General features: G+C 64.0%; 9 protein-coding genes. 5 read left to right on the forward strand and 4 right to left on the reverse strand.

Features of this window, described 5'->3' with window-relative positions:
• The first annotated feature begins 231 nt into the window (after positions 1-231).
• Together H3U90_RS03405 and H3U90_RS03410 are read left to right on the forward strand one after the other, a co-directional pair.
• Positions 232-2,991 (forward strand): phosphoenolpyruvate carboxylase, encoded by a 2,760-nt coding sequence (locus H3U90_RS03405; RefSeq protein ID WP_198177048.1) that lies wholly within the window; start codon positions 232-234, stop codon positions 2,989-2,991.
• Positions 2,992-3,647: 656 nt separating this feature from the next.
• Positions 3,648-6,776: an RCC1 domain-containing protein gene (locus tag H3U90_RS03410; protein WP_332460575.1), complete on the forward strand. Its 3,129-nt coding sequence runs from the start codon at positions 3,648-3,650 to the stop codon at positions 6,774-6,776.
• A 516-nt stretch (positions 6,777-7,292) separates the two neighbouring features.
• Here the strand turns inward: H3U90_RS03410 and H3U90_RS03415 are convergent.
• The 4 genes from H3U90_RS03415 to H3U90_RS03430 form a co-directional block, all read right to left on the reverse strand.
• The gene (locus H3U90_RS03415; RefSeq protein WP_198177049.1) at positions 7,293-7,649 is read right to left on the reverse strand and encodes a hypothetical protein; all 357 of its coding nucleotides are present in this window, start codon (positions 7,647-7,649) and stop codon (positions 7,293-7,295) included.
• Between the two features lie 254 nt (positions 7,650-7,903).
• Positions 7,904-8,089 carry a hypothetical protein gene (locus H3U90_RS03420; protein ID WP_198177050.1) on the reverse strand — a complete coding sequence of 62 codons (186 nt, stop codon included), beginning with the start codon at positions 8,087-8,089 and terminating at the stop codon, positions 7,904-7,906.
• 345 nt (positions 8,090-8,434) lie between these two features.
• On the reverse strand, positions 8,435-10,186 hold the full coding sequence (locus H3U90_RS03425) for an FAD-dependent oxidoreductase (protein WP_198177051.1): 1,752 nt from the start codon (positions 10,184-10,186) through the stop codon (positions 8,435-8,437).
• A 121-nt stretch (positions 10,187-10,307) separates the two neighbouring features.
• A complete protein-coding gene (locus H3U90_RS03430) occupies positions 10,308-10,871 on the reverse strand; it encodes a peroxiredoxin (RefSeq protein ID WP_015021096.1) in 564 nt (187 codons plus the stop codon).
• A gap of 156 nt (positions 10,872-11,027) precedes the next feature.
• On the opposite strand from H3U90_RS03430, the gene H3U90_RS03435 reads away from it, so the two are divergent.
• The 3 genes from H3U90_RS03435 (at position 11,028) to nhaA (ending at position 15,030) form a co-directional block, all read left to right on the forward strand.
• Complete coding sequence (locus H3U90_RS03435; RefSeq protein ID WP_232340493.1) at positions 11,028-12,413, forward strand: hemolysin family protein; 1,386 nt, start codon at positions 11,028-11,030, stop codon at positions 12,411-12,413.
• Between the two features lie 261 nt (positions 12,414-12,674).
• On the forward strand, positions 12,675-13,154 hold the full coding sequence (locus H3U90_RS03440) for a Dps family protein (RefSeq protein WP_015021094.1): 480 nt from the start codon (positions 12,675-12,677) through the stop codon (positions 13,152-13,154).
• Between the two features lie 445 nt (positions 13,155-13,599).
• Positions 13,600-15,030: a Na+/H+ antiporter NhaA gene (gene nhaA / locus H3U90_RS03445; protein ID WP_198177053.1), complete on the forward strand. Its 1,431-nt coding sequence runs from the start codon at positions 13,600-13,602 to the stop codon at positions 15,028-15,030.
• Positions 15,031-15,093: the final 63 nt, after the last annotated feature.

Here is a 15,093-nt window from a genome sequence, read left to right on the forward strand (position 1 = left end):
CTTGGAACTCCTGCTCTTGAATTTCACACCCACATTCATACTCCACCCGGGTCACGTGCCCTTGCACCGGCGCATGGGACCATGAAACGTATTCGACCCGAAAGCGTCCTAGAATGGGCCGCGAGCCATCGAACCGAAGGCTGTGGGCCTGCAACGCCGACCACCAATAACCGCGGAGGAGCCGTGGAATGGTCGAAGACCGGGCAACCTGCGATTCGACAAGGAGGACTGATGACAGATAGTAATCAGCAAATCACGGCTGCCGATGCGACCCTGGTCACGTCCGGCACCGGGACCAAGGGGCCGGAGGAACGCAAGCTGCCTCAATCGTTGGATGAGGACATGGCCTTGTGCCTGCGGCTGCTCAGGGATGTGTTGGGGGAATTCGATCAACAGCTGCTCAAGCGGTTCGACTCCCTGCGCGAGGACGTGATGACGGCCAGCGCCGAGCACTTCAACCGCCACCCCTCGGACCCCGTGCCCGACGAGGACGGCCTGTCCAAGGCCGTGGCCCTGATCGACGACACCTCAATCAAGGATTCCCAGCTGCTGGCCCGCGCCCTGACCACCTACTTCCACCTGGCCAACCTCTGCGAGGAGAACTACCGGGTGAAGGTCCTGCATGAGCGCGAGGGCAAGGTGGACCTGAAGGTCAAGGGCACCGACCCCATCAACGAGATGACCAGCGCCTACAGCCAGCTCCTTCAGGAGATGGGCCCGGCCAAGGCCTCGGAGCTGCTGGAGAAGCTGGAGTTCCACCCCGTCTTCACCGCCCACCCCACCGAGGCGCGGCGCAAGGCCGTGGAGGGCAAGATCCGGCGCATCGCCAACCTGCTGGCCGTTCGCCGCGGCCTGGGCGGTTCCGAGCTGGAGGAGAACGAGCGTCTGCTGCACAACGAGATCGACGCCCTCTTCCGCACCTCGCCCATCGCAGCCAAGAAGCCGACACCCGTCGAAGAGGCCAACACCATTCTGGACATCTTCGACGCCACGCTCTTCGAGACCATTCCCAAGGTCTACCGCCGCTTCGACGACTGGATGCTGGGCAAGAAGGCCGGCATGGTCAAGCCCGTCTGCCCCGCCTTCTTCCACCCGGGCAGCTGGATCGGCTCCGACCGTGACGGCAACCCCAATGTGACCGCCAAGGTCTCGCGCAAGGTGGCCCGCAAGTTCTCCGACCACATGCTTGAGGCGCTGGTCAAGGCCACCACCACCGTGGGCCGCAACATGACCATGGAGGTGACCACCACGCCGCCCAGCCCCGAGCTGAGGAGCCTGTGGAGCCACCAGAAGGAGATGAGCGAGCGCCTGACCGATCGGGCCACCACCATCTCGCACAACGAGCTGCACCGGGCCGTGGTCCTGGTCATCGCCGACCGTCTGCAGGCCACCATCCAGCGTGACGCCGACCTTATGTATGCCGACTGCGACGACTTCATCGCCGACCTGCGCGTGGTCCAGGACTCCCTGGCCAAGGCGGGCGCGGTCCGTCAGGCCTACGGCCCCCTGCAGGATCTGATCTGGCAGGCCCAGACCTTCGGCTTCCACATGGTCGAGATGGAATTCCGCCAGCACTCCCTGGTCCACGCCCGCGCCCTGGAGGACATCCGCGAGCACGGCCTGCACGGCGAGCGCGGCGAGCTGCAGCCCATGACCCACGAGGTGCTCGACACTTTCCGGGCCCTGGGAGCCATCCAGAAGCGCAACGGCCAGAAGGCCGCACGCCGCTACATCATCTCCTTCACCAAGTCGGCGCAGAACGTCAAGGACGTCTACGAGCTCAACCGGCTGGCCTTCGAGCATGCCGAGGACGTGCCGGTCATCGACGTGATCCCCCTGTTCGAACAGCTGGAGGACCTGCAGAACTCGGTGGACGTGCTGGAGGAGATCATCAAGATCCCCGAGGTCCAGGCCCGGCTCAAGGAGACCGGTAACAAGATGGAGGTCATGCTGGGCTACTCCGACTCCTCCAAGGACGCCGGCCCCGTCTCGGCGACCCTGGCCCTGCACTCCGCCCAGGAGCGCATCGCCAAGTGGGCCGAGAGCCATGACATCGACCTGACCCTCTTCCACGGACGCGGCGGCGCCGTAGGCCGTGGCGGCGGCCCCGCCAACCGGGCCGTGCTGGCCCAGCCTGTGGGCTCGGTCAACTGCCGGTTCAAGCTGACCGAACAGGGCGAGGTCATCTTCGCCCGCTACGGCAACCCGGTCCTGGCCATCCGCCACATCGAGTCCGTGGCTGCAGCCACCCTGCTCCAGTCCGCGCCCAGCGTGGAGGAGCGCAACACCACCATGACCGAGAAGTACGCGGACATGGCCGACAAGCTGGACCAGGCCGCCCACGAGCGCTTCCTGGACCTGCTGCACACGCCGGACTTCGCCCCCTGGTTCTCCATCGTGACGCCCCTGAACGAAATCGGCCTGCTGCCCATCGGCTCCCGGCCCGCCAAGCGCGGCCTGGGCGCCAAGTCCCTGGACGATCTGCGGACCATACCCTGGGTCTTCTCCTGGGCGCAGGCCCGCATCAACCTGGCCGCCTGGTACGGCCTGGGCACCGCCTGCGAGAAGTTCGGCGACCTGGAGACCATGCGTCAGGCCTACGAGGAGTGGCCCCTCTTCAGCACCTTCATCGACAACATCGAGATGAGCCTGGCCAAGACCGACGAGCGCATCGCCAAGATGTACCTCTCCCTGGGCGACCGGGACGACCTGAGCCAGAAGGTCCTCTCGGAGATGGAGCTGACCCGCAAGTGGGTCCTGCAGATCGTGGGCGACGAGTGGCCCCTGCAGCACCGCCACGTGCTGGGCCAGGCCATCCGGATCCGCTCTCCATATGTGGACGCCCTGTCGGTGACTCAGGTGCGCGCCCTGCGGGCCCTGCGTCGTCGCAACGACAAGGAGGAGCTCAGCAAGAGCCAACAGGCCGACTTCATCTACCTGATCCTCTGCACCGTTTCGGGAGTCGCCGCCGGCCTGCAGAACACCGGCTGATCCCCGCTTGATGGTTCAAGGATGAGGCCCCGTTCTCTTGCAGATAGCAGGAGGCGGGGCCTCGCCATATCCAAGGGCCCCTGATGTGGTCGTGTGTTGTTTGCGGATCGAATGGTAGAGTGAAAAGTAGGGACGTCGAGAAGGTGGCTGGTTTTCGTCTTGGTTTCTGCAATGTAATGTAGAGCTGGCGCTGAGCAAAGGGTGGCTTTCCGACAAGAAGAACTTTTTTAGGCAGGCGGTATTGATACCGCTTGATGTTTGGTGAGGGGGTTTGGTTTCATGCATCTGGTTTCCCGCCTGCGTCGCATTCTGGCGATGATGACCGTCCTGATCAGCCTGCTGGCAGGCTTGGGTGTCGCATCCGCCCAAGCGGATGCTCCCATACTCACCGGGGGGGGGGGGGTCGTCAGACCCCTCGCGTAGCTGAGCAAACCCCCGGCACTCTCCCCAGCAACACAACCAGCACCCCACTGCCCACACCATCGCCGATACAAGCCACCACACCATTAAACCCAACGACGGGCACCCCGTCATCGACGACGGGCGATCAGGATAAGACAGAACCCGCTCCAACTAAGCCATCCGATACCAGCGATCAGGCCGCGCACACGGTGCGCTTCGACCCTGCCGACGGCAGCAAGCCAACACAGTCAACCGTGAAGACCGGCACCCTCGCCGCTCCCCCACAACAGAATCCTGTACGCGAAGGCTTCCGGTTCGACGGGTGGACGCTTGACGGCGAGCCTTTCGACTTCCAGACTCCCATCCTCCAGGACACGACCCTGAAAGCACAATGGTCGAGGATCACGGACTGGACGCTGAGCCCGGACCACGGGCCCGCCGCCGGCGCCCGGCTGACCATCAGCCCGCCCAGCCTGCAGGAGCCCTACTACGTCAACGTCCAGGCCGCAGGCGAGCAGACAGTCGGCCTGACCGGCGACGGGCGAATCCACACCTGGACGCAGGAGGGCGCGCCCAAGCGGGTCCCCTTCCCCGCCCAGGCTCCCGACGGGTTCCGCTGGCTGCAGGCCGCGGCAGGCGGCCGGCTGCAGGCCGCGCTCGGATCCGACCAGCGGATCTACGCCTGGGCCAACGGACAATCGACACCCACCATCCTCGATGCCAACCAGGACACCCGATTCACCGGCATCAGCATGGACGGCGACCTTCTGCTGGCGGTGGACCGGCAGGGACAGGTCCACGCCTACCAGGCCAGCCGGAAAGACGGTCAAAACACGAACCCGAAATTCCTGGAGCAGGCCACGACCGGCCTGCCCGGACAGGCGCGGGCCGTCACCGCCGCCGCCTCCGGCGGCCGGGCCCTCGTCCTGGACACGGACGGGCAGGCCTGGGCCTGGGACGCGAGCAAGACCGGCAACGTCAAGCCCGCACGCATCAGGCAGGACACACAAATCCGTATCGTCCAGGCCCAGGCCCTCAACCAGGGGTTCCTCCTCCTGGACGCGGACGGGCAGGCCTGGCACCAGGCCGACGGCACGACCAGCCTTACGGCCGCCGGCCTGCCGGAAAACCTGAAGGCCAGCCGAATCACCACCGGCAATGACCAGGCCGTCATCACCAGCAGGGACGGCCGCGTCTGGGCCTGGAAGCCCGGCGAAGCGCCCGCCCGGGCGGACGACGGGAACCGGGCCTACACGCAGGCCGTCCTTGCAGGCGGCAGGATCACCGCCACCAGCAGGCAGGGCGGCCTATACCAGTGGAGCCTGGACGGGCAGGGCCGGCCCGGCCAGCCGGCCCGGCTCGGCACCGCCACAGCGCCCACCCTGGAAACAGCCGGCATGGACGGCCAGCCGCTCAAACTCAGCAGGACCGGCGACGCCTGGCAGACGGACATCCCCGCCCGCCAGCCCGGCCCGGCCGCCATCACCATCACCGGCAGGCAGGACGACCAGCCCTTCACCAGAAGCCTTACGTACACCGTCGACCAGACCCTGACCAGAGACCTCCGCCAGGGCTCCGCCTACACGGTCCGCTTCGACACAGGCGGAGGAAACCCGCCCCCACAGGACCAGAGCATCCAGCCGGTCTACGGCAGAGTCCAGCGCCCCTCCCCCGACCCGACGCGCCCAGGCTACCAGTTCGACGGATGGTTCACCGGGCAGGTCGCCTACGACTTCAGCAAACCCGTCACCCAAAACCTCACCCTCACCGCCCACTGGACCTTCAAAGACCCCGACAGCACATGGAGCATCAGCCCCGACAAGGGCAGCCAGTTCGGCAAGGAAACCACCACCATCACCCCGCCGGACACCAGCCGAGGCATCAGGTTCAACCAGGTCAGCGCATCATACTCTTATCATTCCTTGGCTGTGGGCAGCGACGGCAACGCCTACGCATGGGGAATCAACGGCAATGGCCAACTCGGCGACGGGACAACCACCACCCGGACTATGCCGGCTAAAGTGAGCAAGCCTGCAGGCACGTCCACGGACTTCACCTACCTGCAGGTCAGCGCCGGACAATTTCATTCGCTGGCCCTGGGCAGCGACGGCAACGCCTACGCCTGGGGACGCAACGACTACGGCCAGCTCGGCGACGGGACAAAGACCACTCAAAAGATTACGCCGGTCAAAGTACGCAAGCCTGCAGACACGCCCACGGACTTCACCTTCCTGCAGGTCAGCGCCGGATACTATCATTCGCTGGCCCTGGGCAGCGACGGCAACGCCTACGCCTGGGGATACGACGACTATGGCCAGCTCGGCGACGGGACAACCGCCACTCAAAAGATTACGCCGGTCAAAGTAGACAAGCCTGCAGACACGCCCGCGGACTTCACCTACCTGCAAGTCAGCGCCGGAAACGCTCATTCGCTGGCCCTGGGCAGCGACGGCAACGCCTACGCATGGGGAAACAACAGCTACGGCCAGCTCGGCGACGGGGCAACCACGATCACCGATACCTCCAAGCAGACTTCGCCGGTCAAAGTATACAAGCCTGCAGGCACGCCCACAGACTTCACCTTCCTGCAGGTCAGCGCCGGAACCGATCATTCGCTGGCCGTGGGCAGCGACGGCAACGCCTACGCCTGGGGAAACAACGACTATGGCCTCGGCGACGGGACAAAGACCACTCAAAAGACTTCGCCGGTCAAAGTAGGCAAGCCTGCAGGCACGCCCACGGACTTCACCTACCTGCAGGTCAGCGACGGATACCTTCATTCGCTGGCCCTGGGCAGCGACGGCAACGCCTACGCCTGGGGATACAACATGTATGGCAGGCTCGGCGACGGGACGCAAACCGACCGGCCTACGCCGGTCAAAGTGGGCAAGCCTGCAGGCACGCCCACGGACTTCACCTACCTGCAGGTCAGCGCCGGAAACACTCATTCACTGGCCCTGGGCAGCGACGGCAACGCCTACGCCTGGGGAAACAACTTCTTTGGCTCGCTCAGCAATCCTGATGTAAAAGGCTACAGTGTTGTTCCTGTTCCGGTGGTATTCAAGCTGGTGATCACCGGCGTCAGATTCGACCAGACCGCCGCAACAGGCCTGATGCGCGGTGATGGCAGCAGCGTCAGCGTGCTCACGCCTGCACACGCGCCGGGCACGGTCACGGTCAGCGTGGACTACACGCTGGGCGGCACACCCCAGCAGCCGGACACTTCTCTCCGTTACACGTACCTGCCTGCAGTGCTCCCCCGGGCGGGCGGGGAGGGCATCCTGCTCGCCCTGGCCACGGGCATGACCGGCATGGGCGGGGTGCTGGCATCTCGCCGCCACCGGCGGGAAACACGCCAACTATCACATGCTTCGTATGAGTAAGAGCGGCCGGGGGCGGCGTAACAATCCCCCCGCCCCCGGCCCATACAGGGGGAGCAGGGAGGAAAAGTGTCACTGAAGGCTCAAACCCCAAGGGAGCCGACACTCCCTCCCGCGCCCCCACCACACTTCCGCAGGCAGAAGCCGAGGATAGGCATGCACGCCCCCGCCTCCGCCTGGGAGAGAGGGTAACACGGCCAGGCCGGCCACGGGCACACAACCCCAGTCAGCCTGGCCGCTGTTTACAGATTCCGCCAGCCTTGAGTTCCGCCGACACTGGATCCGGCTGTCATAGTCATTGCGCGATGATAGGGTTGTATCACTGTACAAAGATGCAGAAACGAATGACATGCACCGTCTGTTGGGGAGACAGTCGGCAGAGTTCTTGGGAGGCTCTGTAAATGTCGTTATCGAATATTCCCCGCTGTGCTTCGCACGAGTAAGGCCGGATTCCCATCACTGCAATCCGGCGAACAGGCGGCTGTGCCCATCCCAACCGAGCACGGCCGCCATCTACTTCTAGACGGCGGAAAGATACCCGTCGTAGCGCTCGGGCATGTCCGCGAACTCCAGGCCAGCCGGCTCATACCAGGAGTATCGGCGAGCGCCGTCGTCGTCAGTCCAAATTTCAGGGCAGTCGTTGATCAGCCAGTCCGAAGGGATTGCATGGGCGCCGCCGGTCGAGGCCAGGGCCAAGGCCTGTCTGAGCTGGCCCTCCTGGTCGGCGGTCAGACCGCCGGGACGGGCTGAGAAGAAGAGCGGGGTGCCGGTCCGCGCCAGCAGGTCCATCCACTGACGGTTGAGCTCCCAGTCGATTGAGTCAGATATGCCCACGCAGTCGGCGTCGGTGGCGTAGAAGCTCCCGTTCTGGGGCAAGCGGAAGGCCAGGGTGTTGACCCCGATCTGCCTGGTCCGCTCCCACTGCAGGCCGCTGGTCAGGCTCCGATCCTAGAAGTGCCAGCCGTCCTGGCTGGGCGATGTCCTGGCGAATCTAGTCCAGGGCCTGCGGGCGCAGTCTCCCTGTCGGCATTGGTGGTCAGCGTGATCCAGTCCGGCTCTCCCAGGCTAAGGCTGGTTGGGTTCATGATTCAGTGCTCCTCCATCCCTGTGGTGTGACTGATGGCGGCGGGTCAGACCCGGACCAGGTCGATCAGACGGATGGTCTCGGGCTGGCAGCGGGGCATGCGGATGCCCACGCGCTCCAGATAGGTGCCGGTGACCTCGGCGGTGCCCAGCGGACCGGTCGGATCCAAGTGCTCCAGCGAGGCCCTGGGCTTGGCAGGATCGGTCCAGGTCGGGAATACGTAGATAAACACCACGATTATGCAGGGATTCGTCCAACTGGACGTGGACCAGGATGGCACGGCTGCGGCCGGGGGCCATTACGCCATGAGCCAGGACCGAAAGGAGTGGTCTGGGTCGGAGGATTGGTCAGGATGTAGCAGGATAGAGCGTAATCATTCCATATTGTCGAGCCGATCATGATGACGACGGTCACCGCTTGCACCACGAAGGCGGCGGACTGTGTAGACCGTGGATAGCATCAGCAATTTTCCATCAACGTAATTCAGAGGCTTACACCAGAAAAGGCACCGACATCATCGCCACAAAGGCATTGACGTCAGCGCCTTCTCAGAATCTGTTCAGGCTCAGACCCAGGGTCAGGCTCCGATCAGATCCAGCATTTCAGGAACGGACTTCTTGCCGAACTCCACGGTCTCCTGGCCGTCCTTGCGGATGACGATGCAGGGGACGCTCATGACCTGGTACTGGTCCTTCAGCTCGGGGAAGTGGGCCAGATCGTAGGCCTCGGCGCGCACCTTGCCGTTCTGGGCCGCCACCCGCTGGGCGGACAGGACCGTGGTCGGGCACATGGTGCAGGTCAGGGAGACCAGCATCATCACATCCACCTGGTCCTTGATGGCATCGATCCGGTCCGAGGTGGGCTGATCCACCTGCTGGCCGGGGCCCGCCGCATTGTAGAGGGCCAGGACGAAGGAGTTGAACTCGTGGCCGCTGGGCACGCCGTGGAAGGCCAGCCCGGTCGGCTGGGAGACACCCTGGTCATCCACGCGGCAGATGCGCACGCTGGGCCGGGCATCGGGCAGGTCGCCGGCGGGATCGTAGTCCTTGCTGTCTTCCTCCGTGCGGGAGTCGACCCTGGAGGTCAGCTTGCCATCGGAGAGCCCGACCAGCTCGTCCACGAAGGCTTCCAGCTCCTTGGAGACCTGGCTGCCGTCCAGATCCAGGGCCAACTCCAGCTTTCCGGTCATCTTGCCGAAGACCATGTCCAGCTGCTTGCGGATGTCCGGCCCGAAGAAGCCGGAGGTCTTGGCCGGGGCCTGGTCGTGCTCCTGGGCCACAGGCGCGGGCGAGGTGCCCGAGGCCAGGGCGGAGTTCTCGGCCTGCCGCTCGGAGCGGGCGTAGGGGGAATCCTCGGGACGCGGCGGCACCAGGCCGGTCTTGTCCGACATGTTGGAGGCGTAGCGCTCCAGCTCCACGGCGGCCACAGCACCATCGGCGGTGGCGGTGATGACCTGGCGCAGGTTCTTGACCCGCAGATCCCCGGCGGCGTAGATGCCGGGCACCGAGGTCTCCAGGTAGCCATGGGTCAGCACGTAGCCGTGGTCGTCCAGATCCACCACGCCCTTGAGCATGCCGGTCTGGGGCACGTAGCCAGCGAAGACGAAGACGCCGAAGGTGCCGCCGTCCTGGGGCTTCCAGGTGGTGGTCTGCCCGCTCTTGCGGTCCAAAATGGTGGCCTCGACCAGCCCGCCGGGGCCTGCGGAGACACCCTTGAGCTCTGTGGAGTAGTGAATCTCGATCTTGTCGTTGTCCCGGGCCTCGTCAGCCACGGCAGCGTCACAGGTGAAGTCCTCCTCGCGCACCAGCAGGGTCACCTTGGTGGCGTACTTGGTCAGGAAGACCGACTCCTCGGCTGCCGCGAACCCGCCGCCGACCACCAGGACCTCACGCCCGGTGAAGAACTCGCCGTCGCAGGTGGCGCAGTAGGCCACACCGCGGCCCGCGTACTCCTGCTCGCCCTGGAAGCCTATCTTGCGGGGGCTGGCGCCGGTGGCGATCAGGATGCCGAAGGTGCGCAGGTCGCCCCGGGAGGTGTGGACCACCTTGATGTCGCCCTGAGCCTCGATGCCGGTGGCCTCGGCGCTCATGAACTCGGCTCCGAAGTTCTGGGCCTGCTGGCGCATGGTCTCGGTCAGCTTGCGGCCGTCGGTGCTGGCCACGCCCGGGTAGTTGACCACGTCGGCCGTGATGGTGATCTGGCCGCCGAAGTCATCCTTCTCCAGGATCAGGGTGCGATACCGCGCCCGGGCCAGATAGAGTCCTGCGCTCAGGCCTGCAGGGCCGCCGCCGATGACGACCACGTCATAAAGATTCTTGTCTTCCGTCATGAATGCCTCTTCCGAAGGAATGCACGGATGTGCTGGTTTTGGATGCTGGTCGTGAATACAGAAAAGGGAACCCGCCCTGGTCGCTTCCGATCGGCGAGTTCCCGATGTTGGCAGCTGCGGATCAGAGCTGGCCGACCAGATCCAGGCTGGGCTCGATGGTGTCCTCGCCCGGCTCCCACTTGGCAGGGCAGACCTGATCGCCGTGCTCGTAGACGAACTGGGAGGCCTGGACGCGGCGCAGCAGCTCGTCGGCGTTGCGGCCCACGTTGGAGGAGATGACCTCGTAGGCCACGACCTTGCCTTCAGGGGTCAGAATGAAGTCGCCGCGCTCGGCCTTGCCCTCGGCCTCGTTGTAGGTCTGCAGGTCCTTGGCCAGGGTTGCGGTCGGATCGGCCAGCATGGGGTACTGGACCTTGGCGATCTTCTCGTTGGCCTCGTGCCAGGCCTTGTGGACGAACTCGGTGTCGCAGGAGACGGAGTAGATCTCGCAGCCGATCTTCTTGAAGTCCTCGTACTTGCTGGCCAGATCCTCCAGCTCGGTGGGGCAGACGAAGCTGAAGTCCGCAGGGTAGAAGAAGAGCAGGGACCAGTGGCCCAGCAGATCCTTCTTGGAGACCGGGAAGGTCTTGTTGTCCTGGTAGGCCTGCGTGGTGAACTCAGTCAATTCGTGCTGAAGCTGTGACATGAAAAATCCTTTCGGGAGCGTTGGGAATGTCGGCTTGAAGCCGAACCTGCTTCCGTGTTTCATGCTAGTCAGGTAGCGCTATATGGGGAAGACGGAGGTTCACCGCTGGGGTGTGACATAGGGCACATGGGGCGTCCATACCCTAGCATTGGAGGCATGGCATTATGGCTGAACATCCTGCTCATTCTCTTCTTCCTCCTGCTCGGTTCCGTCTTCTCGGGGACTGAACTGGCGCTGGTCTCCCTACGAGGCTCGCAACTGGAGCAGATGGAGCAGCAGGACGCGCGCGGCGCCCGGGTGGCCCGCATCGCCCGCGACCCCAACACCTTTCTTTCCGCCGTGCAGATCGGCGTGACGCTGACGGGCTTCCTCTCGGCCTCCTTCGGCGCATCATCCATCGCCCCCTACGTGGTGCCCGTCCTGACCGGGTGGGGCGTACACGAGGGTCTGGCCAGCACCCTGACCACGGTGATTCTGACTCTGATCATCTCCTACTGCTCCATCGTCATCTCCGAGCTGGTGCCCAAGCGGATCGCCATGCAGCGCACCGAGGCCATCGCCAGGGCCGTCGTTCCGGCCATCGACGTCTTCACCACCCTGTGCAGGCCGCTGATCTGGCTGATCGGCAAGAACACCGACCTCATCGTGCGAATCCTGGGCTTCGACCCCCAGCAGACCGACACCGAGGTCAGCGACGACGAGCTGCGGATGCTGGTCTCATCCAACACCAACCTGAGCAAGGACGAGCGGATGATCCTGGGCGACGTCTTCGATGCCTCCGAGACCAGCGTGGCCGAGGTCATGCGCCCCAGGGCCGACGTAGTCTTCATCGCCGGGGACATGCCGCTGCAGGAGGCGGTCGAATTCGTGCACGACGAGCCCTACTCGCGCTACCCGGTGACCGGACGCGACTTCGACGACGTGTTGGGCTTCGTCCACGTGCGCGACCTGATGGACGTGCGCAATCCCCAGGCCAAGACCGTGGCCGACGTGACCAGGCCCGGCATCGCCCTGCCCGGCACCTCCAAGCTCCTGCCCAGTCTGGAGAAGCTGCGCAAGAAGGGCATCCACCTGGCCGTGGTCATCGACGAGTACGGGGGCACCGACGGCATCGTCACCCTGGAGGACATGACCGAGGAGCTTGTGGGTGACATCCGCGACGAGTACGACCTGCCCGAGGAGCAGAACCCGGCCCATCCCCAGGCGACCGCCTTCGTCAACGGGGTGGCCACGGTCGACGGCGGCATGACCATCGAGGACTTCGCCGACCTGACCGGGATTGAGCTGGAGGATGGCCCCTACGAGACCCTGGCCGGCTACTTCCTGGCCCAGACCGGACGCATGGGGCAGGTGGGCGACGTGATCCACTCCGACGACGGGTATGACATGGCGGTAACCAAGGTGGACGGGCGGCGCATCGAGACCATCGAGGTCAGGCGGCGCCAGGAGGCTGAGGACCAGGCTGGCGATGATGACGAAGGCGGCGAAGACAGGAAAGATGAAGACAGGTCGAATCCCAAAGCGGGAGCAGACCGAAGATAACCGGACCGGGTCCAATCTGACCGAGACGACGCTACGACTGGAGCCTAGCTATGGTCCAACCGAATCCCAGCTGGCAGTCGGCCGGGGACCGTCCCACGCCAGTCAAGAAAAAATGACTGTCAGCGTAGCAGATGGTCCGTGAATGATTTCACTGGTTGATTCCGGCAAAATCCAAGCGTTTCCTTGCCTTTTCCTCTAGTCTGGAGATACAAGGTCGGGCTGACCCGACCGCAGGCATAATTTCACATTTAAGGAGCGATTATGGCATTGAACTTTACCGTACCGGGACTCGACGAAGCGACCAGCGAGAAGGTCATCGCCATCCTGCAGAGCCGTCTGAGCCAGGAACAGGAGACTGCCCTGATCCTCAAGCATGCCCATTGGAACATGAAGGGCAAGGAATTCATCGGCATCCACGAGATGATGGACCCCGAGGTCGATTCGGTGCTGAACATGGCCGACGAGACAGCCGAGCGCATCGCCACCCTGGGCGGCTCCCCCGCCGGACGGCCCGACGACATCATGAAGAACCGCGACTGGGATGGCATCACCATGACCGGCCGCCAGGATGCTCTGGACTACCTGAAGGCCCTGGACACCTACTACACCACCTTCATCAAGCGCGACCGCGAGGCCATCAAGGAGCTGGACGACCTGGACATCGTCAGCTCCAACATTCTGCAGGACCATGTGCAGGAGCTGGAGCACTTCCAGTGGTTCATGCGCAGCCACCTGTTCTGAGTTTATTGAGTTGCTAAGTTACTGAGTTCTGAGAGCTCATCACCGCTCCGATAAGCGGTATGCCAGCGACCCTGCATCGTGAAAGGTGCAGGGCCGCTGGCATTTTCTCTAACCGAGATAGACTGCTGGGCTTCAGGATAGAATTGACACTTGGGAGACGGCCGGGCGCCGCCTCACGCCGGGAAGACTGGTCGGCCATGGAAGACCGAACCCTACCCGCCCAACCAGGAGCATTATGCCGCCCACGCCTACCTTCCCAACATTCCCAATCAATCCACGACGTCAGGATTACGACGATTCGAATCCGCAGCAGAATCTTAAACCTTTCAATCCCAGGCAGTCGGGCCTCCAACCATCAGACCCCCAACTGAATTCCGGACCGTCGGATTCCAAGCCATCGAATGCCCAACCATCAAATCCACAGCGCGGGCAAGGCGGATCTGACATGGGCCGGCACAACCGACTCCATCCTTCAACCTTCTTCGCCGCTCTGTCATCGTTGGCTGAGAACGATCGGATCACAGGGCTATTCATGATGGCCTGTGCCTTGGCCGGGCTGATCCTGGCCAACCTGCCAGAGACCGGGCCGGGGCTGAACGCTCTTGCCGCTTGGATTCCTCTGGATCTGCCCGGTGGATTGAACCTGTCCCTCAAGGACTGGATACAGGACGGGCTGCTGACCATATTCTTCCTGACCATGGGTCTTGACCTGCGCCAGGAGGCTGCCACGGGCACGCTACGCGACCACAGGCAGGTCCTGCTGCCCATGCTGGCCGCTCTGGGCGGTGTGGCCATTCCGATCCTGATCTACTGCCTGTTCAACCTGGGCTCCCCTGCCGGGTTGCGCGGCTGGGCTGTCCCAACGGCCACCGATGTAGCCTTCTCCCTGGCGGCTCTGCAACTGCTCCTGCCCAAGGCCGGGCCCGCCCTGCAGGCCTTTTTGATGACTCTGGCCATCTTCGACGACCTGATCGGCGTCCTGCTGATCGCCCTGGGTTACTCCAGCGCGGTTCAACCCGGCTGGCTGCTTGTCTGCCTGGTCGGTCTCGTGGTCTGGGCGTTGCTGATCCGGGCAGCGAGCCGTTCCGCCCGGCTCTGGCGACCCTTGGTGCCTCTCTGCTTGTTGGGTGCCCTTGCGGGCGGTCTACTGGCCTGGTACAGCCTCTTCAAGGCCGGAATCCACCCTGTGCTGGCAGGAGTTGCGATGGGGCTGCTGGCTCCTGTCGCCAGGTCGAAGGCGGCTGAAGCGGAAGCTACAGAAGCGGAAGAATCTTCGGCCAATACCGCGTCGGACATAACTGAGCCAAGCGAGCACAGGCCAACCGGGGCAAAACCATCCGAGACAGAACCGACCGAGACCAATCCACCAGGAATCAGTCAAGCTAATACCGAACCAGCTAGGTTCGAACCAACTGTGATTGAGCCAAGCCGCAACCCGACGTCATCGCCGGCTGAACGGCTGGACCACTTCCTTACCCCCTTGAGCGCCCTAGTAGTCCTGCCCCTTTTCGCTTTCTTCTCGCTGTCCATCCCCCTGGATCGGCTGGGACCCGGACTGCTGACTGACCGGGTCTTTTGGGGCGCCGCGCTGGGACTGGCCTTGGGCAAACCCTTGGGAATCATGACCATGGTGATCCTGGCAAGTCATCTGGGGCTGCGGCGACCTGCCGGCTCCACGACCGGAAACATGATCGGCCTCTGCCAGCTCTGTGGAATCGGCTTCACCATGTCTTTCTTAATCGCCAACCTGGCCTTCGCCGGATCCCCGCACCTGGAGTCAGCACTGCTGGGCGTGCTGGCAGGGTCAATCCTGTCCGTACTCATCGTGGCCGTCGGCACCATTCCCGGTCGACTGCGTTCCGCCAGGCACACATAGGCTTAGCTGCCAAGACCCAACCTCTGCCAGACCCGGTTCCCGCCGGAATCAACCTGCCAAGCT

Origin of the sequence: Bifidobacterium sp. W8103, from assembly GCF_016100775.1 — a bacterium.
GTDB lineage: Bacteria > Actinomycetota > Actinomycetes > Actinomycetales > Bifidobacteriaceae > Bombiscardovia > Bombiscardovia choladohabitans.